Consider the following 25,886-nt stretch of genomic DNA (forward strand, 5'->3'; position numbering starts at 1 on the left):
CAAAGTTTCTGGAATCTGGGGGTGATGGTATGGCACAGGAGTTGTCCATGCGGGAGTGTTTCAATCGCCAGTTCAGGCGTAACCGGGACCTGCTGGAATGGTTTGAAGCCATTGTGCTGGCTGTTGTGGCAGTAGCGCTCGTCTTTACCTTTGGCGTGCGCATGATCCGGGTGGATGGCCATTCCATGCAGCCCACCCTGCAGGACGGGGAGCGGCTTCTGATCTCCAGCCTGCCGTATACACCCCAGTACGGGGATATTGTCATCATCGACCAGTATACGTCTTACGGCCAGCCGCTGGTGAAACGGGTGATCGGCATGGCCAGTGACACCATCGATATTGATTTTGAAAAGGGCGTTGTCTATCGAAACGGCAATGCGCTGGATGAGCCGTATACCGCCGAGCCCACCTATCTGCAGGAGTCTGTTACCTTTCCGGTCACGGTGCCGGAAGGCTGCATTTTTGTGATGGGCGATAACCGAAACAATTCCACCGACAGCCGCTCTGCCAATGTTGGGTTTATTGATACCCGCGATGTGCTGGGCCGCGTCCTGATGCAGGTGCCGCTATGAGTGAAGATATCATCAACCGCCGTCAGATCCACTGGTTTCCGGGGCATATGGCCAAGACCCTGCGTCTGATGGAAACCGAGATCCGCAACGTGGACTGCGTTTTGCAGGTGCTGGACGCCCGCATCCCGCTGTCCAGCCTGAACCCGGAAATTGAGCGCATAACCAGGGACAAGCCCCATCTGTATGTGCTGAACAAGTCGGACCTGGCCGACCCGGAGATCACCAAGCAATGGCTGACCTATTTCCGTGAAGCGGGAGCAGGCTGCCTGCCCATGGACTCCAAGCAGAAGGGCAAGGCCGGAGCTGCCAAGGATCTGATCGAAAAGGAATTGGCAGCGCTGATGGAGCGGCGCAAGGCCCGCGGCATGGTGGGCGCCCGCATCCGTGTGATGATCGTGGGCATTCCCAACGTGGGCAAGTCAACCTTCATCAACTCCTTTGCCGGAACCACCCGGGCCAAGGCGGCCAACAAGCCGGGTGTGACCCGGGGCAAGCAGTGGATCACGGTGGGCAATTATGACCTGATGGACATGCCCGGTGTGCTCTGGAAGAAGTTCGATTCTTTACAGACAGCGGCCAATCTGGCCTTTATCGGTTCTATCCGGGACGATATCCTGGACATTGAGGAACTGGCCTGCGGTCTTTTGGAGAGCGTGCGCCAGATCTATCCCCAGCGTCTTCTGGAACGTTACAAGCTGGAGGAAGCTGCCTTGGAGCTGCCGCCGTATGACCTGCTGCTGGCCATCGGAGCCAAGCGTGGGATGCTGATATCCGGCGGCGAGGTGGATGCCGAGCGTGCTGCCCGCATGCTGGTGGGAGAGTTCCGCGCCAGCAAGTGGGGACGCATCTCGCTGGAACGCCCGCCGCAGCGGCAGCAGAACATTGACTGGGAGGACGACGATGCCCCGCAAGACGATTGATTCTACTCCGCTGTACGACTACGATGAAGCCCTGCGTACCGAGTGCGGGGCGCTTTGCGGCGTGGATGAAGCCGGACGCGGCCCTTTGTGCGGGCCGGTGTGCTGTGCGGCGGTCATCCTGAACCCGGAAGATCCCATCCAGGGTGTGACCGACTCCAAAAAGCTCAGCGAGAAGCGGCGGGAGGAACTGTATGACCAGATCATCCAGCGGGCTCTTGCTTGGCATGTGGAGTTTGTCTCCCCGCAGGAAATTGATGAGAAGAATATCTTGTGGGCAACTATGGCCGGCATGGCCCGGGCGGTGAGCGCCCTGGAAACAAGGCCTGCGCTGGTCCTCATCGATGGCAACCGCTGCCCGCCCGGTCTGGAAATGCCTTCCCGGGCGGTGGTCAAGGGGGACGCCACCAGCGCCTCCATTGCGGCGGCCTCCATCCTGGCCAAGGTCAGCCGGGACCGGTACATGTGTGAGCTGGACGCTCGATATCCCCAGTATCAGCTGGCCAAACACAAGGGCTACCCCACAGCACTGCATTACCAGCTGATTCAACAGTACGGGATTCAGCCCTTCTACCGCCGCAGCTTCCTCAAAAAGCTGGGGTATTGAGCATGCCGGCGGACAAAGCCCTGGGGGCAAGGGGCGAAGCCATTGCCGCCAAGTACTACCAACAAAAAGGGTACCTGCTCCTCAACCACAACTACCGTACCCGGATGGGGGAGCTGGATCTGATCCTGTACAAGGACGGCGGGATTGTTTTCGCCGAAGTCAAAACACGGACAAACACCCGCAAAGCCGCTCCGGCGGAAGCGGTGGATGCCCGTAAACAGCACAGGCTGATTGCGGCCGCGCAGCTGTATCTGCAGCGCAGCCCCTATGCGGATGCCCCTGCCCGGTTCGATGTGGTCGAAGTGATTCCTTCGGAACGTGGCTGGCAGGTGCACTGTATCCGGGACGCGTTTCAACTACCATAGAGAAAAGGGGAAAGGACATGCAGTATCAAAGCACACGAAACCACCAAACCGTGGTAAGCTCCTCCGAAGCCATCGTGCGCGGGCTGACGCCGGACGGCGGGCTGTTCGTGCCGCAGGCTTTTCCTGCTGCCGATCTGGAAGGCTGGAAGGCTCTCAGCTATCCGGAACTGGCTGCCCGTATCCTGGCGCTGTATCTGACCGACTACGACCCCGAATTCCTGCGCCGTGCTGCTCATGAGGCGTACGGAGAAGCCTTCGGCGGCAAGGCCGGCTGCGTGCAGAAGGTGGCGGACGGCTTGTTCTCGCTGGAACTGTGGCACGGCCCTACCAGCGCGTTCAAGGATTACGCCCTGCAGCTCATGCCCAAACTGCTGGTGCAGGCCAAGAAGAATCTGGGCCGCACCGAGCACACCCGGATCCTGGTGGCCACTTCCGGCGATACCGGCAAGGCGGCCCTGGCCGGATATGCGGGACTGGACGGCATTGACATTGCGGTGTTCTACCCCAATGACGGCACCAGCGAGATCCAGCGTCTGCAGATGGCCACCCAGACCGGCGATAATGTGGCAGTGTATGCGGTACAGGGCAACTTTGATGACGCCCAGACCGGGGTGAAGAAAGTCTTCGGCGATGCCGCCGTGGCCGAGGAACTGGCCGCCCGGGATATCCGGCTGTCCAGCGCCAACTCCATCAACTGGGGCCGTCTGGCACCGCAGATCGTTTACTACTTCTACGCCTATTTCCGTCTGGCGGAGCAGGGGGCCGTGGAGTGGGGCAAACCGGTGGACTTCTGTGTGCCCACCGGCAACTTCGGCGATATCCTGGCCGGATACTATGCCAAGCGTATGGGCCTGCCGGTAGGCCGTCTGGTCTGTGCCTCCAACCGCAACAACGTTCTTACCGACTTCATCAGTACCGGTGTGTACGACAAGCGCCGGGAATTCTACAAGACCACCTCGCCCTCCATGGACATTCTGATCTCCAGCAATCTGGAACGTCTTTTGTACCATGTGACCGAGGACGACGCCAAGGTGGCCGGGTGGATGCAGGAGCTGGCAGCCACCGGTATGTACAAGGTGGACGATGCCGCTCTGGCTGCTATCCGGGAAAGCTTTGACTGCGGCTGTGCCGATGACGGGGAAGCCGCCGAACAGATTCATACTTGCTTTACCAAGGAGCATTACCTGTGCGACCCGCACACGGCGGTGGCCTTCCGGGTGGCGGGGCGGAACCGGACGGAAGCACCCATGGTGGTGCTTTCCACGGCCAGCCCCTTCAAGTTCCCCCGGGACGTGCTGGCAGCGCTGGGGGAAGCGGTGCCCGAAAGCGATTTTGCCGCCATGAAGCAGCTCACGGCTTACACCGGCTGCCAAGCTCCCGCCGCGCTGGCGGCGCTGGAATCCCTGCCGGTCCGCTTTACTGCGGTCATTCCGCCGGAAGGCATCCGCACAGCCGCACTGAAATAATAACAAAGGAAACACTATGGCGATTTTTGCAATCGGGGACCTGCACCTTTCTTTGGGCGGGGACAAGCCCATGGACGTTTTCCCCGGCTGGGAAGGCTATCTGCCCAAGCTGGAAGCCAAGTGGCGCACCCTGATTCAGGACACCGACACGGTGATATTGGCAGGGGATACCTCCTGGGCCATGCGGCTGCAGGACACAAAAGCGGACTTTGACTTTCTGCAGAGCCTGCCGGGGCAGAAATGGATGCTCAAGGGCAACCATGATTACTGGTGGACTACCGCCCGCAAGATGGAAAGTTATCTGGCAGCAAACGGGTGGGATACCCTGCACATCCTGCACAACAACTGCTGTATGGTTGGCAATCTGGCTTTGTGTGGTTCCCGGGGATGGCCTTTTGACGACGCTGCTGCCCAGAGCGCCAAGATCATGGCCCGGGAAGCTGGTCGTCTGCAGTTGTCCCTGGCTGCCGGACAGGAAGCGGAGGAACGGATTGCGTTCCTCCATTACCCGCCGGTTTTCGGTACCGCCTGTGCCCAGGACCTGGTGGATGTGCTCCGCGCCCACGGCGTACAGCGCTGCTATTATGGTCACCTGCATGGAAAAGCGATCCGCTATGCTGTGCAGGGGGAGCGGGAAGGCATTCGGTACAAGCTGATTTCTGCCGATGGACTGGCCTTTTGCCCGTATAAAGTCTGCGATTGAGAATTTTTTTGCCTGCACAGGCAAAAAAATTCAAAAGATACTGGTATTCTGCGCCGCAGCATGCTATAATTACTTGTATTTCTATGTTTGGAGGACTACAAATGAACCTGATTTCTTGTGAAAAACTGGAAAAGAGCATGGTTGAGCTTCAGTTCTCGATCGATGCCGATACCTTCAAAAATGCCGTTGCCGCCGCGTTCAAGCGCGAAGGCAAGAAGTACAACGTTCCCGGCTTCCGCAAGGGCAAGGCCCCTCGCGCGATGATCGAGAAGATGTACGGCGCTGACATCTTCCATTATGATGCCATCAACGACCTGTTCCCCGAGGCTTACGAGGCCGCCGTCAAGGAAGCCAACATTGAAGTTGTGGGCCGTCCTGATCCCGAAGTGGTCTCCATGTCCGAGGCCGAGGGCGCTACCCTGAAGGTCAAGGTCGCTGTCAAGCCGGAAGTCACCCTGGGTGATTACGCCGGTTTAAACGTCACCAAGAAGGTCAAGACTGTGGATGAGTCCCTGGTGGACGCCGAACTCAAGCGTATGCAGGACCGTAACGGCCGTCTGCTGACCCGTGAGGGCGCTGCCGAGAACGGTGACACCGTGGACATCGACTTCGAGGGCTTCGTGGGCGATGTGGCTTTCGAGGGCGGCAAGGCTGAGCACTATTCTCTGGTGCTGGGCAGCGGCTCCTTCATCCCCGGCTTTGAGGACCAGGTTGTTGGCCATTCTGCCGGTGAAGAGTTCGACGTCAATGTCAAGTTCCCCGAGCAGTATCAGGCCGAGGAGCTGGCCGGCAAGGACGCCACCTTCAAGATCAAGCTGCATGAGGTCAAGTACAAGGAGCTGCCCGAACTGGACGACGATTTTGCCAAGGACGTCAGCGAGTACGACACTCTGGACGAGCTGAAGGCTTCCATCCGCAAGAACATTGAGGAGAACAACCAGAAGCAGGCCGACCAGCAGGTGGAAAATGACCTGATCGAGCAGGTTGTCAACAACATGACCGCTGAGATTCCTCAGGCCATGTACGATGCCCGTGTGGACGAACTGGTTCAGGACTTCCAGTACCGCATTGCTCAGCAGGGCCTGAAGCTGGAGCAGTACCTGCAGTACATGGGCATGGATATGGACACCTTCAAGGGCCAGTTCCAGGAGCAGGCTGAAAAGCAGGTCAAGATGCGTCTGGCCATGGAAGCCATCGTTGCCAAGGAAGGCATCGAGGCTACCGACGATGAGTTCAATGCCGAGGTCAAGCGCATTGCCGATGCCTACAAGATGGAAGAGGACAAGGTCCGCTCCATTGTGGATGAGGCTGCCGTCAAAGCCGATCTGGCTGTGAACAAGGCCATTGACCTGGTCAAGGAAAAGGCCAACGTCACCACCGAGACCGTGGACCCCGCTGCGGACAAGGAATAAAAGAAAACATTGCGACCGATACGGTGCCGCTGCCGCCGTATCGGTCGGTTTATCAAGGGGAGAAATTGCCCTCAGGCAGCCATCTGACACCAATCTGATTTTCGGGAGGGAACTTGCATGAGTTTGGTACCTTACGTCGTCGAACAGACCGCGCGCGGAGAGCGCAGCTACGACATCTTTTCCCGCTTGCTCAATGACCGCATCATTGTGCTGAGCGAGGATGTGAACCCCACTTCGGCCAGCGTGGTCATCGCCCAGCTGCTGTATCTGGAAGGGCAGGACCCCGAAAAAGATATCAGCTTCTACATCAACAGCCCTGGCGGTTCCATCTCGGACGGCATGGCCATTCACGACACCATGAAGTATATCAAGTGTGACGTGTCCACCATCTGTGTGGGTATGGCGGCTTCTATGGGTGCTTTTCTGCTGTCCAGCGGCACCAAGGGCAAGCGTTTTGCGCTGCCCAACTCGGAGATCCTGATCCACCAGCCGCTCATCGGCGGCAACGGACTGTCCGGTCAGGCCACTGATATCAAGATTCATGCCGACCACATTGTCCGGCTGAAATCCAAGCTCAACGGCCTGATCAGCGAATACACCGGTCAGCCGCTGGAGGTTGTGGAGCGCGATACCGAGCGCGACAACTATATGACCGCACAGCAGGCCAAGGAATACGGCCTGATTGATGAAATCATCTCCAAACATTAACCACGGGGGAAGGAAATGGCAAATTCGATTTCCGGAAAAGACGGAAAGGAACGCGAACTGATCTGCAGCTTCTGCGGCCGTTCGCAAAAGCAGGTGGAACAGCTGATTATTGGCCCCGGCGTCAATATCTGCAAAGACTGCATTGATATGTGCTACAACGCCCTGTATAAGGACGAAGAGACTCCGCCGCCGCCCCGTGCTACGGCCCAGCGCCGCGCAGCCACCGCTCGGCCGCGCCATGCCATCGACCCGCTGCAGGATATCAATATCCTGACGCCGGCCGAGATCAAGGCCGGACTGGACCAGTATGTCATCGGGCAGGATGAGACCAAGAAGGTTCTGGCTGTCTCGGTGTACAACCACTATAAGCGGATTCTGTCCGGACAGGAAAGCGACGTGGAACTGCAGAAGTCCAACGTCCTGATGCTGGGCCCCTCCGGTACCGGCAAGACGCTGCTGGCGCAGACCCTGGCCAAGATGCTGGGTGTGCCTTTTGCCATCGCCGATGCCACCACCCTGACTGAGGCCGGCTATGTGGGTGAGGACGTGGAAAACATCCTGCTCAAGCTGATCCAGGCAGCGGATTTTGACATCCCTAAGGCTGAGGTAGGCATCATCTATGTGGATGAGATCGACAAGATCACCCGCAAGAGCGAAAACCCCTCCATCACCCGCGATGTGGGCGGTGAAGGCGTACAGCAGGCACTGCTGAAGATCCTGGAAGGCACCGTCAGCAATGTGCCGCCCCAGGGCGGCCGCAAGCACCCGCAGCAGGAGTTCATCCAGATCAACACCAAAAACATCCTGTTTATCTGCGGTGGCGCTTTCGACGGGCTGGAAAAGCTTATCCAGAAGCGTACCGATACTTCTTCCCTGGGTTTTGGCAGCCAGCTGCGCACCAATCTGGATCAGGATGAGACCCGCCAGAAACTGCTGCGCAAGGTGGAACCGGACGATCTGGTCAAGTTCGGTCTGATCCCCGAACTCATCGGCCGTCTGCCGGTGGTCACTGTGCTGGATCCCCTGGACGAGGAATCCCTGGTCCGGGTGCTCACCGAGCCCAAGAACAGCATCGTCCGCCAGTATAAGGAACTGCTGGGCCTGGACAACGCCGAACTGGTCTTTACCGACGCGGCACTGCACGCCATCGCCAAAAAGACCATCGAGCGCAAGAGCGGTGCCCGCGGCCTTCGCAGCGTGGTGGAGGAACTGCTGATTCCCATCATGTACGATATCCCCTCCGACCCCACCATCATCCGGGTCACCATCGACGAGGATACCGTCAACGGCGGCAAACCGCATCTGGATTACGGTGCGGTGCGCAAGCGCTACAAGAACCAGAATCTTTCGCTGACCTGATTTCCGGCGGCGGTCTGCCCTTGTTGCGGACCGCCGCTTTTGTATTCCGGCAAAGGAGGAAGAATCATGTCCCATTTTCGCGTGGCTCTGCTGCAGCTTCACCCCGGAAACACACGGGAGGAAACGCAGAAAATTGGTCTGGATGCCTGCCATCGTGCCAAATCCCTGGGGGCGGACCTGGCTTTGTTTCCGGAAATGTGGAGCACAGGATATACGATTCCGCAGGAGGAAGCATTGCTCCGGGCAAGCGCTCTGCCGGTCGGGCATCCCTTTCTGGGGGCTTTTGCCGCCTGCGCCCGGGAGCTGGAGATGGCCATAGGGGTCACCTGTCTGGAACAGGCCGACCCACGGCCGAAAAATTCCCTGTTTGTGTATGACCGGCACGGCGACCTTGTCTTGCAATATGCCAAGGTGCATACCTGCGATTTTGGGGAGGAGGCATGCCTGGGCCGGGGAGAGGAATTCCGTGCGGCGGACCTGGATACGGCAGCCGGAACCGTGCGGATTGGGGCCATGATCTGCTACGACCGTGAATTCCCCGAAAGCGCCCGCGTTCTGATGCTGCAAGGGGCGGAGATCGTTCTGGTGCCCAACGCCTGCCCCATGGAACTCAACCGTCTGGCGCAGCTGCGCGCCCGCGCCTATGAAAATATGATGGGCCTTGCCACCTGCAACTATCCCGCCGGACATCCCGACTGCAACGGTCATTCTTCGGCTTTTGACGGTGTGGCGTATCTGCCGGGACTTTCCGGGTCACGGGATACCTGTATTTTGGAAGCGGAGGAAAAACCGGGAATCTTTGTGGCGGATTTTGATATGGAAATGCTGCGTGACTATCGGCGGCGGGAGGTACACGGCAACGCCTACCGGCGCCCGGAATGTTATCACCTGCTGCTGGAAGAAAAGATCGAACCGCCTTTTGTACGGCCGGACCGGCGGCCCTGAACGGCTCTTGATTTGCCTGCCGTCGGACTGCTAAAACAGGGGATGACGGCCCGTTTCCTTTTCAAAAAGGAAACGAAAGAAAAAAGAACAGAAGTTCTCAAAAATAATACAACGATGTTCCGATAAAAATATCTGTTCACAAAAATTTTATACTTCGGACACTTGATTTTTGACGGGCAAGTGACTACAATGTATTTAGCACTCAAGATAAATGAGTGCTAAAACAAAACCTGAACTAAGACAGTTAATTATAAGGAGGATATTTCACCATGAAAATCAAACCTCTGGCAGACCGGGTTGTCATCAAGCTGGTCGAAGAAGAAGAAACCACCAAGGGCGGCCTGATCCTGACCGGTTCCGCCAAGGAAAAGCCCCAGGTTGCTGAAGTCCTGGCTGTTGGCCCGGGCGGCAATGTGGACGGCAAGGAAGTGGAAATGATCGTCAAGGTTGGCGACAAGGTTCTGACCAGCAAGTACTCCGGCACTGAGGTCAAGGTCGATGGTGAAGAGTGCACCATCGTCCGCCAGAGCGACATTCTGGCCATTGTGGAATAATCACGCTGCATAAGGTAAGGAGAGATATACTATGGCTAAACAGATTAAACAGGGCGAAGAAGCCCGTAAAGCTCTTTGCGCCGGCATCGACCAGCTGGCCGATACCGTCAAGATCACCCTGGGCCCCAAGGGCCGCAATGTGGTGCTGGGCAAGAAGTTCGGCAGCCCGCTGATCACCAACGACGGTGTCACCATCGCCAAGGAAATTGAGCTGAAGGACCCGTTTGAGAACATGGGCGCCCAGCTGGTCCGCGAAGTTGCCACCAAGACCAACGATGCTGCCGGCGACGGCACCACCACCGCCACTGTCCTGGCACAGGCTCTGGTCACCGAAGGCATGAAGAACGTTACCGCCGGTGCCAACCCCATGGATATCAAGCGCGGTATGCAGAAGGCCATCGGCGCCGCTGTGGAAGCCGTCAAGGCTCACAGCCAGAAGGTCAACGGCACCAAGGATATCGCCCGTGTCGGCACCGTTTCTGCCGGTGACGCCGAGATCGGCCAGCTGATTGCCGATGCCATGGAGAAGGTCACCGCCGACGGCGTCATCACCATTGAGGAGAACAAGACCACTGCCGAGACCTACACCGAGGTTGTGGAAGGCATGCAGTTCGACCGCGGCTACATCACTCCGTATATGGTCACCGATACCGAGAAGATGGAAGCCGTCTTTGACGACGCCAGCGTCCTGATCACCGATAAGAAGATCAGCGTCTTCCAGGATATCGTTCCGCTGCTGGAACAGGTCATCCAGTCCGGCCGCAAGCTGCTGATCATCGCTGAGGATGTGGAAGGCGACGCTCTGTCCAACCTGATCATCAACCGTCTGCGCGGCGGCCTGAACGTGGTTGCCGTCAAGGCTCCCGGCTTCGGCGATCGCCGCAAGGAGATGCTGCAGGATATCGCTATCCTGACCGGCGGTACCGTTATCAGCAGCGACCTGGGCTATGAGCTGAAGGACGCCACTCTGGCCATGCTGGGCTCTGCCCGCCAGGTCAAGGTGACCAAGGAAGTCACCACCATCGTCGGCGGCAACGGCGACAAGCAGCAGATCGCGGACCGCGTGGCCCAGATCCGCAGCCAGATCACCACGGCTACCTCCGACTTCGACCGCGAGAAGCTGCAGGAACGTCTGGCCAAGCTGGCCGGCGGTGTGGCCGTCATCAAGGTCGGCGCTTCCACTGAAGTGGAAATGAAGGATAAGAAGCTGCGCATCGAGGATGCCCTGAACGCCACCAAGGCGGCTGTGGAGGAAGGCATTGTTGCCGGCGGCGGCACTGCCACCCTGAACGCCATCCCCGCTGTTGACAAGCTGATCACCGAGCTGGAAGGCGACGAGCGCACCGGCGCCAAGATCGTCCGTAAGGCTCTGGAAGCTCCTGTCCGTCAGATCGCGGCCAACGCTGGTCTGGAAGGCAGCGTCATCATCAACAACATCCTGCAGGCTGGTAAGCCCAACTACGGCTACGATGCCCAGAAGGAAGAGTATGTGGAAGACATGATCGAGGCCGGCATCGTTGACCCGACCAAGGTCACCCGTTCCGCTCTGGAGAACGCTTCCAGCGTTGCTTCCATGGTCCTGACCACCGAGAGCCTGGTTGCCGATCTGCCGGAACCGCCGGCTCCGGCTGCTCCTGCCGGCGGCGACATGGGCGGCATGTACTAATGCCGGCCTGATGCTCTTTCGTAACTGAATAATGCAAAGCCCTGCCGGGTCCCCGCAAGCCCCCGGCAGGGCTTTTGTTTGCGCTTGCACAGAGCGGGCAAACCTGATATGCTGGAAGGCGAAAGAATAAAGGAGCATCACGATGAAAAAATGGATTTCACTGGCCGCCACGCTAGCTATCATGGCGCTGATTTTTCTGCTGTCTTCCCAGCCGGGGGAACAGTCCGGCGCCCTGAGTGAGCAGGTTCTGGACCGGGTACAGCAGAGCGGTACGGCGGATGTGTTTATCCCTGAATGGTTCAGCGGCAATGTGCAGGCCAACGTGCGCAAGTGGGCCCATGTGTATATCTACGCCATGCTGGGGGCCGGTATGATGGCCACGGCCGTGACCTGGCGGTGGAGCAGAACATTGCCCTGGTGCGGCTTTCTGGCGGCGCTGGCCTGCACGGCCTTTTCTGTTTCCGATGAGGTACACCAGTTCTTTGTGCCCGGTCGGGCCATGCTGGCCACCGATGTGGGGGTGGACGCCCTGGGCTTTGTGCCGGGGATCCTGCTGGCGGGGGCTGTTGTGTGGTGGGTAAACCGCTGCAGACGGCAGCGCACCCAAAAAACCGAATAAGTCCTGTCGGTCTGCCGAAAAGTACATCGGCAGACCTTTCTTTTTGCCTTTGTATAAGCGGGGGCGGTTTCCGGGCATACTCCTTTCGATACAGAATCTGAAAGGAGGGAGAGAAATGAGCCTTCGCCGCCTGTACTCTCTGTGCACCGCGCTGATGGTGCTCTGTGCCGCCATGTTGTGCCGGGTATACTGGGTCTGCACCGATACTGTCTATGCAGCCAGTGCGGGCGGACAGAGCCTTTCGGAGACTGACTTGCCCCGCAGCCGGGGCAACTTTTATGACCGGGATGGCCGCCAGCTGACCGGAACAGAACCCCGCTGGTACGCGCTGTGTATTCCCGGAGATTCCAGCTATGCCACCCTCTTTCCCTATGTGAGCTTTGAGGAACAGTCGCAGCTGTATGAAAAGCGCAACAGTATGACTCCCTTTCTGGTAGAAGTCAACACCGACCTCAGTGCCAACGGGGTGTATACCTACACCGGTGCCCGACGATACCTGCCCAACCCCATAGCCCGCCATCTCATCGGGTATCTGAACGGGGAGGGCGTGGGGGTGTCCGGGCTGGAACTGGCCTATGAGGATGTGCTGGCTCAGGCCGGGGAGGAGCGCACCGTCTGCTGTGCCACCACCGCCCAGGGCTCCCTGATGACCGGTACCCAGCCGGAGGTACAGGCTGCAGCGGGAACCAACCAGGGAGTGCAGCTTACGCTGGATGCCAACCTTCAGCGCGCCTGCGAAGGGATTGCTGCCCAGACGATGGGACGGGGCTGCATACTTGTTATGGATACGGAAACAGGGGAGATTCTGGCCAGTGTGAGTATGCCGGAATTTGACCCAGACGACCTGGTCAAAAGCATTGAGGCGGACGATACTTCCCTCATCAACCGTCCGCTTTCGGCCTTCAGTGCCGGTTCGGTGTTCAAGGTGGTACTGGCAGTCGCAGCCTACCAGGCAGGATACAGCTGGTTCACCCATGACTGTACCGGCAGCGTGGAGGTGGGTGACCAGGTGTTTCGCTGCGCCGAAGGCAGGGCCCACGGCCAGGTGAACCTGCGGGGAGCTCTGGAACAGAGCTGCAACTGCTACTTCATCAAACTGGGACAGCTGCTGGGCGGGGAACGCATCCTGGAGACCGCCCAAACGTTCGGGTTCGGACAGGCTTCGGCGGTAGCACCAGGACTCAAGAGCGCCGAAGGCAATCTGCCCCAGGCTGCCGCAGTGGCAGATACCGACGGCGGTCAGCTGGCCATGCTTTCCTTCGGTCAGGGCGCACTGACCGTCACCCCGCTGCAAATCACCGCTATGATGAATGCGGTGGCCGACGGCGGCATCTGGAAGGCGCCCCGTTTTGTGCAGGGAGTGGTGGACGCCGATACCATGCAGCTGCTTCAGCCGGTGGAGACGGCAGAGAACGTGCAGGTCTGTGACGGCGATACGGCGGACATTCTGCGCAGCATGCTCACCAGCGTGGTGGAGGAAGGCATCGGCCGTCAGGCGGCACCGTCTGTGGGACAGGCCGGCGGCAAGACCGGCACAGCGCAGACCGGGCAGTTCAATGAGGCAGGGGAGGAGTTGCTCAACTATTGGTTTTCCGGCTTCTGGCCGGTGGAAGAGCCCCGATACACGGTGACCGTTTTGCAGGACACCACCCTGGAGCCCGAAACCTCCAGCGCAGCCATCTTTGCCCGGGTCGTGGATGCCATCAGCGTGGAACAGGGCCAAAATACCGCAGAAACGGCCGAAAATCTGTCTTTGGAAGGTTGACAACCGGGCAAGAGCGTCGTATACTATCAAAGGATATGACAACGGCTGAGAAAGGGCCAATGTCACAGGAGCCGGCTACAAGAGAGGAAACCGACAGCTGAAAGGTTTCCGCCGTATCTGTGACAAAGCCACCCCGGAGCCCCCGGCAGAACCGGGCGCAATTGCGGCGTTAACGCAAGAAAAAGCGGCAGGGACGTGTTCCCTGCAACTTGGGTGGTACCACGGAAGCTATGGCAGCCTTCGTCCCTTGGTGGGACGGAGGCTGTTTTTGTTTTTCCGGGGCAACCCCTCACAGCCGTACCACATCAATAGCAAAATGGGAGATTGAGAGCAATGCAATGGACCGGATTGAATGAACTGCGTGAAAAGTACCTGCATTATTTTGAGACCAAAGGCCACCTGCGCCTGGGCAGCTTCCCGCTGGTTCCCAAAGATGACCCCAGCCTGCTGCTGATCAACAGCGGCATGGCCCCCATGAAAAAGTGGTTCCTGGGTCAGGAAGAACCCCCGCGTCATCGGGTGACCACCTGCCAGAAGTGCATCCGTACCCCCGACATCGAGCGCGTGGGCATTACCGCCCGCCACGGCACCTTCTTTGAGATGCTGGGCAACTTCAGCTTCCAGGACTACTTCAAGGAAGAGGTCATTCCCTGGGCCTGGGAGTTCCTGACCGGTGAGCTGGAGATCCCCGCCGAAAAGCTGTATGTCTCCGTCTACCTGGATGATGATGAGGCTTACGATATCTGGACCAAGAAGGTGGGCGTGCCCGAAGACCACATGGTCCGTTTCGGCAAGGAAGACAACTTCTGGGAGCATGGCTCCGGTCCCTGCGGCCCCTGCTCCGAGATTTATTATGACCGCGGCCCCGAGCACGGCTGCGGCAAGCCCACCTGCAAAGTCGGCTGCGACTGCGACCGCTACATGGAGATCTGGAACCTGGTGTTCAGCCAGTTCGACTCCGACGGCAAGGGCCATTATGAGCGCCTGCCCAAGCCCAACATTGATACCGGCATGGGCCTGGAGCGTCTGGCCTGCGTAATGCAGGATGTGGGCAACCTGTTCGAGGTGGACACCGTCGCTTCTGTGCTGCACCATGTGGAGCGCCTGTCCGGCAAGAAATACGGCGAGAACGAGAAGGATGATATCTCCATCCGCGTCATCACCGACCATATCCGTTCCACCACCTTCATGGCTTCCGACGGCATCCTGCCTTCCAACGAAGGCCGCGGCTACGTCTTCCGCCGCCTGCTGCGCCGCGCGGCCCGTCATGGCCGTATGCTGGGCATCCAGGGCCCCTTCCTGACCGATCTGGTGGAGACGGTCATCGTCTCCAGCGAAGCCGGTTACCCCGAACTGCGTGAGCATGAGGAGTATATCAAGAAGGTCATCGGCACCGAGGAAGAACGCTTCTCCCGCACCATCGACGCCGGCCTGAACATCCTCAACGGCATGCTGGACGACCTGAAGAGCAAGAATGAAACCGTGCTCTCCGGCGCGGACGCCTTCAAGCTCAATGATACCTTCGGCTTCCCCCTGGACCTGACCAAGGAGATTGCCGCCGAAGCGGGCATCCAGGTGGATGAGGATGCCTTCCATGTGGAGATGACCAAGCAGCGGGAACGCGCCCGCGCCGAGCGTCTGTCCAAGGATATCTCCGGCTGGGCCGCCGACCTGTTCGGTGAGCTGAGTGCCGAGGCCACCGTCTTTGACGGCTACGATACCCTGAATGAATCCGCCACCGTGGTGGCTCTGTCTGACGGCGAAGAGATCTGCGATGCCGTGGCTTCCGATGATTCTGATCCCCGCGAGGGCGTTCTGGTCGTACTGGACCACACTCCCTTCTACGCCGAGATGGGCGGCCAGGTGGCCGATACCGGTTATCTGTCCTGCAAGGATGCCAACCTGAAGGTGGTGGGCGTGAAGAAAACTCCGAAGGGCTACTTCGTGCACACCTGCACCCTGCTGGACGGCACCATCCATGTGGGCGATGAGATGAACGCCAGCGTGGATACCGGCCGCCGCGCCGCCATCTGCCGCAACCACACCGCCACCCACCTGATGCAGAAAGCCCTGCGGGAAGTGCTGGGCGACCATGTGCACCAGGCCGGCAGCTACCAGGACGACCACATCACCCGCTTCGACTTCACCCATTTCAGCGCGGTCACCCCGGAAGAACTGGCCGAAGTGGAGCGCCGTGTCAATGAAAAGATCTACGCCGCCATCCCCGTCAACATCAATAACCTGCCCATTGAGGAAGCCAAGAAGATGGGCGCCATGGCCCTGTTCGGCGAAAAGTACGGCGACATCGTCCGCGTGGTGGACGCCGGCAACTGGAGCGTGGAGTTCTGCGGCGGCACCCATGTGCACAACACCGCCGAGATTGGCTGCTTCAAGATCCTGTCCGAGAGCAGCGTGGCTGCCGGCATCCGCCGTATCGAAGCCACCACCGCTTACGGCGTGCTGGCTCTGCTGGACGAGCGCACCGAGGAGCTGACCCGCACTGCCGTTGCGCTGAAGGCCAACAACATCAAGGACGTACCCGCCCGTGCCGAGGCCATGAGCGCCGAGCTCAAGGAAACCGGCAAGCAGCTGGATATTGCCAAGGCGCAGCTGGCTTCCAGCCAGATCGAAGGCATGTTCGAGTCCGCTGCTATTGTGGAGGGCGTGCGCATCGTCACCATGTTCCTCAACGGCACCAGCCCGGACACCCTGCGCAACATGATGGACAAGCTGCGCGACAAGGCTCCCGACGCTGTGGGCGCCCTCATCGGCACCCAGGGCGAAAAGACCACCCTGGCGGTGGGCGTGGGCAAGCAGGCCCAGGCCAAGGGCCTGAAGGCCGGTGTGCTGGTCAAGCAGATCGCGGCCATCGCCGGCGGCAACGGCGGCGGCAAGCCCGACTTTGCCATGGCCGGTATCCGCGATACTTCCAAGATCGACGATGCCCTGAACGCTGTACAGGACATTGTGAAAAAGGAACTGGAAAAGAACGCGTAAATATGCTATACTGACAGCGTACCTTTGATTTTTGCGAAAAGGAGGAGATACCATGGCCGATTGCCTGTTCTGCAAGATCGCAGCGGGGGAGATTCCGTCCAACAAGCTGTATGAGGATGATACTCTGCTGGCTTTCTACGACATCGACCCCCAGGCGCCGGTGCATTTCCTCATCATCCCCAAACAGCATATCGCGTCCGCCGCGGCTCTGACCGAGGCCGACGCCGCGCTGCTGGGGCATGTGTTCGCGGTGGCGGCCAAGCTGTGCCGTGACCTCGGCGTGGAGGAAAAGGGCTACCGCATCGTGTCCAACGTGGGCGAAGACGGCGGTCAGAGCGTCAAGCACCTGCACTTCCATGTGCTGGCGGGCCGCAGCCTTGCCTGGCCTCCGGGCTGATCGTGGAAATCCTACGGATGTTTGTTTGATTCACTGGAAACGAGGAAGAAAAAATGGCTGAAACCTATACGCTGCATGTGGCGGGCCTGACCCGTGAGCTGCCCATCTGCAAGGTCAATGATCACATGGACATTGCTGCCTTCATCATGTTCAGCGATGTGGAGCTGACCGTGGCCTGCGCTGCCGAACTGCTGAAAAAGTGCCCCGAATTTGATGTGATCCTCACTGCGGAGGCCAAGGGCATTCCCCTGGCTTACGAGATGGCCCGTCAGAGCGGCAAGCAGTGGATTCCTGCGCGCAAGGGTCCCAAACTGTATATGCAGGACCCTGTGGTGATCGAGGATGAATCCATCACCACCGCCGGCAAGCAGGTGCTGGTCATTGACCGCAAGGACATTGACTATATGAACGGCAAGCGCATCCTGATTGTGGATGACGTGATCTCCACCGGCGGCAGCCTGCATGCGCTGGAAACCCTGGCTGCCAAGAGCACCGGTACCATTGTGGGATGCTGTGCAGCTCTGGCGGAAGGCGATGCCGCCAAGCGGACTGATATCACCTTCCTGGCGCCGCTGCCGCTGTTCTTTCACTGATCCATCATGACACGCACGCTGGCTGGCTTTGGTTTTGCCTTTGCACTGGCAGAGCTGGCCGCAGTGTGTCTGCCGCCGTTGGCTGTGCTGCTGACGGCGGCTTTTGTGGTTCTTGCGTGGGTTTTACTCCGCCTGCGTAAGGGGGCTCCAATTATCGCGACGCCCATTTTTCTGGGGGTGTTGGCAGGAAGTGGATGGGCACTGCTGTTCCAACTTTTGATTGTTGCTCCTCAGATAAACCTGGCCGGACAGACTGTCAGGGCCCAGGTGGTGGTGCAGACGGATGCCGAAGCTTCTTATCAGGACGGCAGCCTGCGAGGAACGCTTCGACTGACGGAACTGGACGGAACGCCCTGCAACATCAAGGTCAGCTGCAGCGCCTTCCCGGCGTCCGAACCGGGAGACCGATTTGAGGCAACCTTCACACTGCAGGAGATCCTGTCCGACAAGTACCGGCAAAGCTGGTATGCGGACGGGGTGTATCTGGAAGCGGAATATGCGGGAGAATATGTATCCCTGGAATCCTCCGGCGCCTGGATTTTCCGGCTGTATCGGCTGCGGCAGGCGTTGTCCCACAAGTTGTGTATTTGGCTCCCCAATGAGTTGGGCGGCATGGAAGCCGCTATGCTTCTGGGGGACAAAAGCCGCCTTTCCCAGACGGTGGAGGAAGATTTCCGCACCGCCGGGGTCTCCCATTTGCTGGCAATTTCCGGCTTGCATCTTGCCTTGCTGTGTGGGCTCTTTTCGGTCGGTGGTACCCGCTGGCGTTTCTTCCGGCCCTATCTCATGGTCCAGGGGACCCTGACCATCTTCTATATTGCATTGACAGGCCTTCCGGTTTCTGTACTGCGGGCGGGCATCATTTATCTGATTACCCTGCTGGGATATGCGCTGCTGCAGCCGCCCGATCTGCTCACCTCTCTGGGACTGGCGGCGGTGCTCATCGGTCTGCCCAATGCCTACGCCCCCTGCGATATGGGATTTCAGCTGTCCTTCTGCGGTGTGCTGGGAGTACAGCTTGGTGCTGTGCTGGCCCGTTGGCAGCGGCAGAAATTCCTGCCAAAACAGGAAAAGAAGGCGGCGGCGTGGCGCCAACGCAGTATCGAAAGTCTGTTTCGCGTTGTGGAAACGGTGGAGACGGCAGCGCTGGCCTCTCTGGCTACTTTGCCTGTGTTGTTGGCACATGGCCTTTCGGCAGGTGGGGCGGCGATCCCCGCCAATCTGCTTACCGTCTGGATGCTGCGCCCTGCCTTGACGCTGGGCCTTTTGGTTTTGCTGGCGGCAGTACTGCCCGGGCTGGGACCGCTGCATCATCTGCTCAGTCTGGCCCTTTCGGTCTGGCTGTCCTGGATGTATGGCCTCGTGCACTGGTGCGCACAGCTGCCTTTGGCAAAGCTGTATCTGCCCCGCCGGTATACCCTGTTTGTCTGGTGCGTGCTGGCTGTGATGGGGGTGGTGTTCTGGGCAAAGCGGAAGTTTGTCTGGTATCTGCCGTCAGCCGCAGCCTGCCTGGTTCTGGCGGTTGTTATGGGGACGGTGATGCAGGCGGGGGTGCTCCGCGTTCTGATGGTGGGAACTGCCGGTAATGCCTGCACGGTGCTGATCCGGGATGGACAGGCGGTGGTTCTGTTTCGCGGTGGGGCAGCCAATCTCAACGCCGTACGGGACTGTCTGGCAGAAAATGGTGACCCGGAATGGTGTGCGGTGTTCGACCTGCGTCAGGAGCCTCAGCCGCTGGACTTTTCCGATGCCGGCCAGGTGGTGGAACTGTCCCGGCTGAAAAGCCCGTCGGTATCAATAGCCTTTTCCGATGAGGTACATGTGGACTGCTTCTGCTCCTACGCCGGAACACTGTGTATCGTGCAGGTCGGAAACTACCGGGTGGCGGCCGCCTCCGGACAGCCGGATCCCGGCACTCAGATCCGGGTGGATCTGTTTTGTGCAGCAGGCAGTCTGCCTGATTGCATTTCGGCGGATATGATCATGACCAATACAATTTCGCCGCGATGGTTGGCGGAATGGACCGGCCCGCGCGTGTATGCGGGTGAAGAACCCACGGCGGCAATCCGCCCTGGAAAGAGTATTCTGTTTGAGGAGGGCAAGGCAATTGCTGTACAGTGAAAACGAACTCAAAAAACAGCTGAAAGCCGGATGCTCGGTCTTTTATTTCTATGCCGGGGATGAGGCACTGGTCCGCAGCGCTGCTGCCAAGGTGGAAAAGGCCTTGGCGGAAGACGACCCCGAAACCACCGTGCTGGACGGTCCTACCCCCAGTGTGGAGGAAATCGTGCTGGCTGCCGGGACCATCTCCTTCTTCGGCGGCAAGCGTCTGGTGCTGATGCCGTTGGTACGGCCTTCGGCCTATTCGGACAAAGACCTGCAGGAATTCTGCGATACCCTGGCGGATACGGAGAACGCCGTCTTTATCCTGACCAGCGTGATGGAGGAAAAGTACGGTAAGCTGCGCCCGGGTAAGCGGGAACAGAAGCTGATCTCCGCCTGTGAGAAGATCGGATACTGCGTGCAGATTGCCAAGCCCAACCGTGCGGCGCTGCAGGAGATGGCCCGTGCCTGGGCCAAGGAACTGGGGGCACAGTTCGCTCCTGGCGCCGAAAGCATGTTGTTGGATCGCTGCGGGGAAGATCAGTTCCTTTTACACAGCGAGATCAACAAATTGGCGGCTCTGGCTAACTACGGCACCATCACCACCGAGATGATCCAGCGGCTGGGCACCGTTACCCTGGACGCCGATACCTTTGATATGGTCAAACTGGTATCCGCTGGGCGCACCCGTCAGGCACTGGAAAAGCTGCAAACCCTGTTGGAACTGCAGAACGACCCGGTGCTGATCACCGGTGCCCTTATCGGCAACTATCTGGATGTGTACCGGGCGTTTCTGACCAAAAAGAGCCGCCGCCAGCTGGGGAACATGGCCAAGGATTTCGGCTACACCGGCAAATGGAATTATCGTCTGGGCAACGCCGAGCAGGCAGCCATGCGGTATGACCGCACCCGGCTGGAGCAGAGCCTGCGGGTGCTGCAAAAGTTGGACACCGATCTGAAGGGCAGCCGCTTGCCGCTGGATCTCCTTTTGCAGAAGGCCTTGTGTGAATTGGGCCTGTACGGTTCCGGGAGGCGCGCATGAAGCAGACCATCCGACCCGCTGTGATTGTGGAGGGACGCTACGATGCCGCCCGCCTGACCAATCTGGTGGACACCTTGATTCTGACCACTGACGGCTTTGCCATCTTCAAGGACAAGGCCCGACAGAAGCTCTTCAAGCAGACCGCCCGGGCCCGCGGCCTGATCGTGCTCACCGATTCCGATGCGGCCGGTTTCAAGATCCGCCATTTTGTCACCAACCTGGCCGGGGCTGCCTATGTGCGGCAGGCCTATGTGCCGGCCATCCCCGGTAAGGAGAGCCGCAAAGCTGAGTCCGGCAAGGAAGGACTTTTGGGGGTGGAAGGCATCCAGGATGAACTGATTCTGCAGGCGCTGCAGACCGCCCTGGCCTCGGCGCCCGATACTCAGGATGCGATGCCGGAAAATTCCCGACCCATCACCTACACGGACCTGTATGAGTGGGGAATCTCCGGCACTGCCAACAGTGCCGAACGCCGCCGGACCTTGCTCTCCCGCCTGGGGCTGCCGCCTCGCCTGAGCAAGAAGGAATTGCTTTCGGTGCTCAATACACTGTATACCTATGAAAGTCTCGACACAGAACTGCGCCGCATGCCTTAAATAAACGCACCCCCGGATGGTCCGGTCCAGAACGGACCACATCCGGGGGTGCGTTGTTTGTACAGAAAAAATTATTGCAGTGTTTCCAGTTCCCGCATCCATAAGGTGTTGCAGGCATCGCTGGGCATACGCCAGTCACCACGGGGAGACAGGGTGACCGAGCCTACCTTCGGCCCGTCGGGCAGACAACTGCGCTTGAACTGTTGGGCAAAGAACCGGCGATAGAAGTTGCGCAGCCAGTACAGCAGTACGTCGGAAGTGTATTTACCCGCAAAGGCGGCCTGGGCGATATGATAGATCTTGGCCGGACCGAAGCCGCAGCGCAGCACATAGTAAAGGTAGAAATCGTGCAGCTCATAAGGGCCCACCAGCTTTTCTGTCTGCTGGGCGATGGTTCCGTCCTCGGCGGCAGGCAGCAATTCCGGGCTCACCGGGGTATCCAGAATATCCAGCAGCACATCCCGCAGTTCCTCGCTGGTGCAGGAATCCGCCACATATCGCACGATATGCCGGACCAGCGTCTTGGGAATTCCGGCATTCACACCGTACATGCTCATGTGGTCGCCGTTGTAGGTGGCCCAGCCCAGGGCCAGCTCGCTCAGATCGCCGGTGCCGATGACGAAGCCGCCGTTTTTGTTGGCGTAATCCATCAGTTCCAGTGTACGCACCCGGGCCTGACAGTTCTCAAAGGTGACATCGTAGGTCTTGTCGTCCTGGCCTATGTCCGCAAAATGACTTTGTACCGTGTTGGTGATGTTGATCTCCCGGAACTGCACTCCCAGGGCATCACACAGGATTTCTGCATTGGAACGGGTGCGCTGGGTGGTGCCAAAGCAGGGCATGGTAATGGCCACGATGTCCTTGGGGCTGCGGCCCAGCACCTTGCAGGCCCGGACGGCGGCCAGCAGTGCCAGACAGGAATCCAGCCCGCCGGAAATGCCGATGACACCGCAGGCGGCATGGGTGTGCTCCATGCGTTTGGCCAGCCCTTCTGCCTGGATGCGCAGGATCAGCTCACACCGTTCGCTGCGGGCATCGGTGCTGTCCGGCACAAAGGGGGTGGGGGAGAAGGCGCGGCTCAGCGGCGTATCTGTCAAGGTCAGATCAAAGCAGACGGTGGTGTAACTGGTGTCTTCGGGCTCAAAGGTGGTGTTGCGAAGCCTCTCTTGACGCATACGGCCCACGTCAATCTCAGACATGGCTTTGCCCTCGCCGAACGGCTCGGCCTGGGCCAGCAAAGCCCCGTTCTCCGCGATCAGGTTGTGGGCGGCAAAGGTCATGTCGGTGGTACTTTCCCCGTGTCCGGCATCAGCATACAAATAACCGCAAAGCAGGCGGGCACTTTGGCCGCAGACCAAATCCCGGCGGTAAGCGGCCTTGCCCACTGTCTCATCGCTGGCCGAAAGGTTGGCAATCACTGTGGCGCCCGCCAGTGCATGGCGGCAGCTGGGGGGCACAGGCGCCCACAGGTCCTCGCACACCTCCACACCCAGCACAAAGTCCGGCATCTGACGGCAGGCAAACAGCAGGTCAGTACCAAAAGGTACTTCCTGTCCGGCCAGTACAATGGTGCGCGCAGTGCGGGGACCGGGTACAAAGTGGCGCTTTTCGTAGAATTCCGCGTAATTGGGCAGGTGTGTCTTGGGCACCAATCCCAGCAGGCGGCCACGGCAGAGAACCGCTGCACAATTGTACAGTTTGCCGCCCACCTGGACCGGCAGCCCCACCAGAACCACCATGTTCAGGCCGCGGCTGGCTTCCAGAATCTGCACCAGGGCCTTTTCCGCCCCTTCATACAAAGTCTGCTGCAAGAACAGGTCGCTGCAGGTGTAGCCGGTGAGGCACAGCTCCGGCAGACAAAGAAGCCGGACACCGTCGCCTTCGGCCTGCTGCATAGCCTTGATGACAGCCTGGGCATTATATGCACAGTCGGCCACCCGCAAAGTCGGGCTGACCGCCGCACAGCGGAGAAATCCATATTGCATGCGTATTCTCATCCCTTTGAACAGTCTTTGTCTGTATGATACCACAAGGGCACTTCTCACGCAATGCAAAACTAAAATACACCCGACAAAAAGTAAAATATAGTTGACAAAATGACAAGTGAATGCTATACTGCCTTTGTAAGAAAGCAAGAACGGCCAAGGACGGGAAGGAGGCGGGCGCCTATGGCCAAAAACCTGAAACTGAAAGCCGCCCGGGCACAAAAAGACATGACCCAGGCACAGCTGGCCCAGGCGGTGGGAGCCACCCGCCAGACCATCAACGCCATTGAAAAAGGGGAGTATAACCCTACCATCCGGCTGTGTCGGGCCATCTGCCGGGTACTGGACAAAACACTGGACGAATTGTTCTGGGAGGAAGAAGAATGAAGAATCCGTTTCATATGCAGAACAAACTGGATGAAATGCAGACCCAGAAATTGCTGGCCATCAACAGCCGGGGATTCTGGGGAGCCTGGGCGGCCCTGCTCATTGCCATCATCGTGCAGGCGGTGGCGGATGTGCCGCCGGAACAGTACATGGCCGAGTGGGGCATCTTTATGCTCATGTGCGTCTATGGTCTGGAGGAATACCTGCGCAACGGCATCTGGACTTCCTTTGATGTCAAACCCAACGCCAAGACCAATGCCCTGTGGTCGGTGCTGGCCGGGGCCGCTGTCATTGCGTTTACTTTGGCGCGCAACAGCCGCCAGGATTGGTGGCAGTGGCGCTACTGGCCGGGAGCGGCTATCGGTGGTGTGTTTACATTCGTCCTGACCTTTGTCGTCCTGCAGGTGGGGGCCTGGTTGTATTACAGGCGCCGGGACACCCTGGACCAAGAAAAGGAAGATCCCGAATAAGACTGTACCACTGCCCACAAAGGCTGAACCCCTATCCCTGAAAAACGAGAAAAGGAGTGCTTTACATGCAGCAAACAACCAAAGAGTATACCCGCAAGGAAATGCTGATCTTTTTCCTGATTGCTTTTGGAATGCCCTATCTGATGGGGATTCCCCTGGGAATCTGCCAGCGAAACGGCTGGGGTACGGATGCCTTCCCCAATGCCCAGATGTTTTATCCGGCGGCGGGCGCCATGGTGGCTCTGCTGTGGACCCGGCGGGGCAAGTGGGGGCTGACCCGTCGTTTTTATGGGATGTTTCTGGCATTGACCCTGGTTATGGTAGGATGTTGTATCGGTGCCATAGCGGCACCTGCCATGAACTGGTCCGTTATCTGCAATTATATCATTGTCATCGGCTGTATCCCGGCCTGGATCTTTCTGCTCACCGAGAAAAAGTCGGTCCGTCAAGCCAGCGGCTTGTGCTGGCACGGCGGGGCAAAAGCCCTTTTGTATGTATTGCTTTTTATCCTGCTGCGTACGGCCTCTGTGTTTCTGTCGGTAATTCCTTCCGGACAGCTGGGAGAGTATCTGGTGTACTGGGCCACGCCCGCACCATGGGTGCTGCTGGTGATCCTGATTCCCAACTTCTTCTTCAGCTTTACGGCCTTTTTCGGGGAGGAATACGGCTGGCGGTACTACCTGCAGCCCCGTCTGCAGCAGAAATTCGGTCCCCGGTTGGGGGTACTGGTACTGGGCGTTATGTGGGGGCTGTGGCATCTGCCGCTGAACCTGTTCTATTACAGTCCCGAAACCTCCCTGCAAAGCCTGACCAGCCAGATCATCGGTTGTGTGGCACTGGGGGTCTTCTTCGCCTGGGCGTACCTCAAGACCAACAACATCTGGGTGCCGGTTTTGCTGCACTACTTCAACAACAACCTGATCGTGGTGTATACCAACTCTACCGAGATCAGCAACCAGGTGATCCCCTGGTCGGATGTGCTCATCATGCTGGTGGTGTACGCAGTTCTGTACATGCCGGTGTTTGCCTCCAAGGCATTTACTCGCTTCCCCAAAATCCGGGAAGAGGAGGTCCAACCGAAATCCTGATTCCTACCCATAGAAAATAGAAAAGCCCCGCCGGGGAGTCTGTGCATCCAGCACAGCTCCGGCGGGGTTTTGATATTACAGGGCAAAGGCTTTGCGCAGGGCGTCCAGGGCTACGTCCTCATCCTGCTGGCGGACCAGCAGCGAGATGTCCAGGTCACTGGTGGTGATGAGCACCACTTCCACGCTGACCTGGGCCAGAGCCTGCAATGCCCGGGCAGCCACGCCGCAGCTGGTGACCATCTCTTCGCCAAAAAGATTGATCTTGCTGTATCCGCCGGAAATCAGGGGCGGCTTGCTCTTGACGGCGTCGGGCAGGGCCACCATCACAGCGGTGAAGTTGTCATAGCTGGTGGTAAAACTGAAATCCACCTCGCTGCCCCGGGGAGCGCTCTGGCAGATCATATCCACCACGATGCCCGCTTTGGCGAAAACATCCAGGTGTTCTGCCAGACTTTGGGCGCTGTACTGTGCTCCGGGAAAGGTGGTGAGCATGATGTTTTGCTCACTGCTGATTTTGCTTACGCCATACATGATTCCTCAGATCCTTTCTGCGATCCGGGCCAAGCCCGT

25 protein-coding genes are annotated in these 25,886 nt (G+C 58.9%); 23 read left to right on the plus strand and 2 right to left on the minus strand.

Annotated features, from left to right (window positions below):
• Positions 1–29 precede the first annotated feature (29 nt).
• The 20 genes from lepB (at position 30) to AC127K_RS13580 (ending at position 21,386) form a co-directional block, all read left to right on the plus strand.
• Positions 30–572, plus strand: a complete 543-nt coding sequence (lepB, locus tag AC127K_RS13485) for a signal peptidase I (RefSeq protein ID WP_483720963.1) — start codon at positions 30–32, stop codon at positions 570–572.
• On the plus strand, positions 569–1,492 hold the full coding sequence (gene ylqF, locus AC127K_RS13490; RefSeq protein ID WP_294540201.1) for a ribosome biogenesis GTPase YlqF: 924 nt from the start codon (positions 569–571) through the stop codon (positions 1,490–1,492). Before lepB ends, ylqF begins: the two co-directional genes overlap by 4 nt.
• Entirely contained in the window at positions 1,473–2,096 is a 624-nt protein-coding gene (rnhB, locus tag AC127K_RS13495; protein ID WP_483720964.1) for a ribonuclease HII, read from the plus strand. The genes ylqF and rnhB overlap by 20 nt, the downstream gene beginning before the upstream one ends.
• Before the next feature lie 2 nt (positions 2,097–2,098).
• Positions 2,099–2,461: a YraN family protein gene (locus tag AC127K_RS13500; RefSeq protein ID WP_294540197.1), complete on the plus strand. Its 363-nt coding sequence runs from the start codon at positions 2,099–2,101 to the stop codon at positions 2,459–2,461.
• Positions 2,462–2,478: 17 nt separating this feature from the next.
• On the plus strand, positions 2,479–3,927 hold the full coding sequence (gene thrC / locus AC127K_RS13505; RefSeq protein WP_483720965.1) for a threonine synthase: 1,449 nt from the start codon (positions 2,479–2,481) through the stop codon (positions 3,925–3,927).
• A gap of 16 nt (positions 3,928–3,943) precedes the next feature.
• On the plus strand, positions 3,944–4,630 hold the full coding sequence (locus AC127K_RS13510) for a metallophosphoesterase (RefSeq protein ID WP_294540193.1): 687 nt from the start codon (positions 3,944–3,946) through the stop codon (positions 4,628–4,630).
• Between the two features lie 101 nt (positions 4,631–4,731).
• Positions 4,732–6,042 (plus strand): trigger factor, encoded by a 1,311-nt coding sequence (tig, locus tag AC127K_RS13515; RefSeq protein WP_294540191.1) that lies wholly within the window; start codon positions 4,732–4,734, stop codon positions 6,040–6,042.
• Positions 6,043–6,159: 117 nt separating this feature from the next.
• The gene (locus AC127K_RS13520) at positions 6,160–6,750 is read left to right on the plus strand and encodes an ATP-dependent Clp protease proteolytic subunit (RefSeq protein ID WP_294540189.1); all 591 of its coding nucleotides are present in this window, start codon (positions 6,160–6,162) and stop codon (positions 6,748–6,750) included.
• Between the two features lie 15 nt (positions 6,751–6,765).
• Positions 6,766–8,109 carry an ATP-dependent Clp protease ATP-binding subunit ClpX gene (gene clpX, locus AC127K_RS13525; RefSeq protein WP_483720966.1) on the plus strand — a complete coding sequence of 448 codons (1,344 nt, stop codon included), beginning with the start codon at positions 6,766–6,768 and terminating at the stop codon, positions 8,107–8,109.
• Positions 8,110–8,175: 66 nt separating this feature from the next.
• Positions 8,176–9,054 carry a carbon-nitrogen hydrolase family protein gene (locus AC127K_RS13530; protein ID WP_294542905.1) on the plus strand — a complete coding sequence of 293 codons (879 nt, stop codon included), beginning with the start codon at positions 8,176–8,178 and terminating at the stop codon, positions 9,052–9,054.
• Between the two features lie 269 nt (positions 9,055–9,323).
• Positions 9,324–9,608 (plus strand): co-chaperone GroES, encoded by a 285-nt coding sequence (locus tag AC127K_RS13535; protein ID WP_204647381.1) that lies wholly within the window; start codon positions 9,324–9,326, stop codon positions 9,606–9,608.
• Positions 9,609–9,639: 31 nt separating this feature from the next.
• On the plus strand, positions 9,640–11,274 hold the full coding sequence (gene groL / locus AC127K_RS13540) for a chaperonin GroEL (RefSeq protein WP_294542904.1): 1,635 nt from the start codon (positions 9,640–9,642) through the stop codon (positions 11,272–11,274).
• Positions 11,275–11,416: 142 nt separating this feature from the next.
• Positions 11,417–11,893, plus strand: a complete 477-nt coding sequence (locus AC127K_RS13545; protein WP_483720967.1) for a VanZ family protein — start codon at positions 11,417–11,419, stop codon at positions 11,891–11,893.
• A 115-nt stretch (positions 11,894–12,008) separates the two neighbouring features.
• A complete protein-coding gene (locus AC127K_RS13550) occupies positions 12,009–13,658 on the plus strand; it encodes a peptidoglycan D,D-transpeptidase FtsI family protein (RefSeq protein ID WP_483720968.1) in 1,650 nt (549 codons plus the stop codon).
• 333 nt (positions 13,659–13,991) lie between these two features.
• The gene (alaS, locus tag AC127K_RS13555; protein WP_483720969.1) at positions 13,992–16,655 is read left to right on the plus strand and encodes an alanine--tRNA ligase; all 2,664 of its coding nucleotides are present in this window, start codon (positions 13,992–13,994) and stop codon (positions 16,653–16,655) included.
• Positions 16,656–16,707: 52 nt separating this feature from the next.
• Positions 16,708–17,052, plus strand: coding sequence for a histidine triad nucleotide-binding protein (locus AC127K_RS13560; RefSeq protein ID WP_294541179.1), 345 nt, complete (start codon positions 16,708–16,710; stop codon positions 17,050–17,052).
• Positions 17,053–17,105: 53 nt separating this feature from the next.
• On the plus strand, positions 17,106–17,645 hold the full coding sequence (locus tag AC127K_RS13565; RefSeq protein WP_294541177.1) for a phosphoribosyltransferase family protein: 540 nt from the start codon (positions 17,106–17,108) through the stop codon (positions 17,643–17,645).
• A 6-nt stretch (positions 17,646–17,651) separates the two neighbouring features.
• The gene (locus AC127K_RS13570) at positions 17,652–19,766 is read left to right on the plus strand and encodes a ComEC/Rec2 family competence protein (protein WP_483720970.1); all 2,115 of its coding nucleotides are present in this window, start codon (positions 17,652–17,654) and stop codon (positions 19,764–19,766) included.
• Positions 19,753–20,790, plus strand: a complete 1,038-nt coding sequence (holA, locus tag AC127K_RS13575; RefSeq protein WP_483720971.1) for a DNA polymerase III subunit delta — start codon at positions 19,753–19,755, stop codon at positions 20,788–20,790. The genes AC127K_RS13570 and holA overlap by 14 nt, the downstream gene beginning before the upstream one ends.
• Positions 20,787–21,386: a ribonuclease M5 gene (locus AC127K_RS13580; protein WP_483720972.1), complete on the plus strand. Its 600-nt coding sequence runs from the start codon at positions 20,787–20,789 to the stop codon at positions 21,384–21,386. The genes holA and AC127K_RS13580 overlap by 4 nt, the downstream gene beginning before the upstream one ends.
• Positions 21,387–21,457: 71 nt before the next feature.
• Here AC127K_RS13580 and AC127K_RS13585 read toward each other — a convergent pair whose 3' ends face one another.
• Positions 21,458–23,371, minus strand: coding sequence for an NAD(+) synthase (locus AC127K_RS13585; RefSeq protein ID WP_483720973.1), 1,914 nt, complete (start codon positions 23,369–23,371; stop codon positions 21,458–21,460).
• A 183-nt stretch (positions 23,372–23,554) separates the two neighbouring features.
• Between AC127K_RS13585 and AC127K_RS13590 the strand changes: the two genes are divergently transcribed.
• The 3 genes from AC127K_RS13590 to AC127K_RS13600 all read left to right on the plus strand — a co-directional run bounded on the left by AC127K_RS13590 (position 23,555) and on the right by AC127K_RS13600 (position 25,316).
• Entirely contained in the window at positions 23,555–23,758 is a 204-nt protein-coding gene (locus AC127K_RS13590; RefSeq protein ID WP_294541168.1) for a helix-turn-helix transcriptional regulator, read from the plus strand.
• Positions 23,755–24,228: a DUF6773 family protein gene (locus tag AC127K_RS13595; RefSeq protein ID WP_483720974.1), complete on the plus strand. Its 474-nt coding sequence runs from the start codon at positions 23,755–23,757 to the stop codon at positions 24,226–24,228. Before AC127K_RS13590 ends, AC127K_RS13595 begins: the two co-directional genes overlap by 4 nt.
• A gap of 65 nt (positions 24,229–24,293) precedes the next feature.
• On the plus strand, positions 24,294–25,316 hold the full coding sequence (locus AC127K_RS13600) for a lysostaphin resistance A-like protein (protein WP_483720975.1): 1,023 nt from the start codon (positions 24,294–24,296) through the stop codon (positions 25,314–25,316).
• A gap of 75 nt (positions 25,317–25,391) precedes the next feature.
• Here the strand turns inward: AC127K_RS13600 and AC127K_RS13605 are convergent, their stop codons facing one another.
• On the minus strand, positions 25,392–25,847 hold the full coding sequence (locus AC127K_RS13605; RefSeq protein WP_204647367.1) for an ACT domain-containing protein: 456 nt from the start codon (positions 25,845–25,847) through the stop codon (positions 25,392–25,394).
• Positions 25,848–25,886: the final 39 nt, after the last annotated feature.

This window comes from Subdoligranulum sp. DSM 23681, from assembly GCF_057005535.1.

Coding starts and splice junctions, on each gene's coding strand:
- lepB (WP_483720963.1), top strand. CDS start 30: ATGGCACAGGAGTTGTCCATGCGGGAGTGTTTCAATCGCCAGTTCAGG.
- ylqF (WP_294540201.1), top strand. CDS start 569: ATGAGTGAAGATATCATCAACCGCCGTCAGATCCACTGGTTTCCGGGG.
- rnhB (WP_483720964.1), top strand. CDS start 1,473: ATGCCCCGCAAGACGATTGATTCTACTCCGCTGTACGACTACGATGAA.
- AC127K_RS13500 (WP_294540197.1), top strand. CDS start 2,099: ATGCCGGCGGACAAAGCCCTGGGGGCAAGGGGCGAAGCCATTGCCGCC.
- thrC (WP_483720965.1), top strand. CDS start 2,479: ATGCAGTATCAAAGCACACGAAACCACCAAACCGTGGTAAGCTCCTCC.
- AC127K_RS13510 (WP_294540193.1), top strand. CDS start 3,944: ATGGCGATTTTTGCAATCGGGGACCTGCACCTTTCTTTGGGCGGGGAC.
- tig (WP_294540191.1), top strand. CDS start 4,732: ATGAACCTGATTTCTTGTGAAAAACTGGAAAAGAGCATGGTTGAGCTT.
- AC127K_RS13520 (WP_294540189.1), top strand. CDS start 6,160: ATGAGTTTGGTACCTTACGTCGTCGAACAGACCGCGCGCGGAGAGCGC.
- clpX (WP_483720966.1), top strand. CDS start 6,766: ATGGCAAATTCGATTTCCGGAAAAGACGGAAAGGAACGCGAACTGATC.
- AC127K_RS13530 (WP_294542905.1), top strand. CDS start 8,176: ATGTCCCATTTTCGCGTGGCTCTGCTGCAGCTTCACCCCGGAAACACA.
- AC127K_RS13535 (WP_204647381.1), top strand. CDS start 9,324: ATGAAAATCAAACCTCTGGCAGACCGGGTTGTCATCAAGCTGGTCGAA.
- groL (WP_294542904.1), top strand. CDS start 9,640: ATGGCTAAACAGATTAAACAGGGCGAAGAAGCCCGTAAAGCTCTTTGC.
- AC127K_RS13545 (WP_483720967.1), top strand. CDS start 11,417: ATGAAAAAATGGATTTCACTGGCCGCCACGCTAGCTATCATGGCGCTG.
- AC127K_RS13550 (WP_483720968.1), top strand. CDS start 12,009: ATGAGCCTTCGCCGCCTGTACTCTCTGTGCACCGCGCTGATGGTGCTC.
- alaS (WP_483720969.1), top strand. CDS start 13,992: ATGCAATGGACCGGATTGAATGAACTGCGTGAAAAGTACCTGCATTAT.
- AC127K_RS13560 (WP_294541179.1), top strand. CDS start 16,708: ATGGCCGATTGCCTGTTCTGCAAGATCGCAGCGGGGGAGATTCCGTCC.
- AC127K_RS13565 (WP_294541177.1), top strand. CDS start 17,106: ATGGCTGAAACCTATACGCTGCATGTGGCGGGCCTGACCCGTGAGCTG.
- AC127K_RS13570 (WP_483720970.1), top strand. CDS start 17,652: ATGACACGCACGCTGGCTGGCTTTGGTTTTGCCTTTGCACTGGCAGAG.
- AC127K_RS13580 (WP_483720972.1), top strand. CDS start 20,787: ATGAAGCAGACCATCCGACCCGCTGTGATTGTGGAGGGACGCTACGAT.
- AC127K_RS13585 (WP_483720973.1), bottom strand. CDS start 23,371: ATGCAATATGGATTTCTCCGCTGTGCGGCGGTCAGCCCGACTTTGCGG.
- AC127K_RS13590 (WP_294541168.1), top strand. CDS start 23,555: ATGGCCAAAAACCTGAAACTGAAAGCCGCCCGGGCACAAAAAGACATG.
- AC127K_RS13595 (WP_483720974.1), top strand. CDS start 23,755: ATGAAGAATCCGTTTCATATGCAGAACAAACTGGATGAAATGCAGACC.
- AC127K_RS13600 (WP_483720975.1), top strand. CDS start 24,294: ATGCAGCAAACAACCAAAGAGTATACCCGCAAGGAAATGCTGATCTTT.
- AC127K_RS13605 (WP_204647367.1), bottom strand. CDS start 25,847: ATGTATGGCGTAAGCAAAATCAGCAGTGAGCAAAACATCATGCTCACC.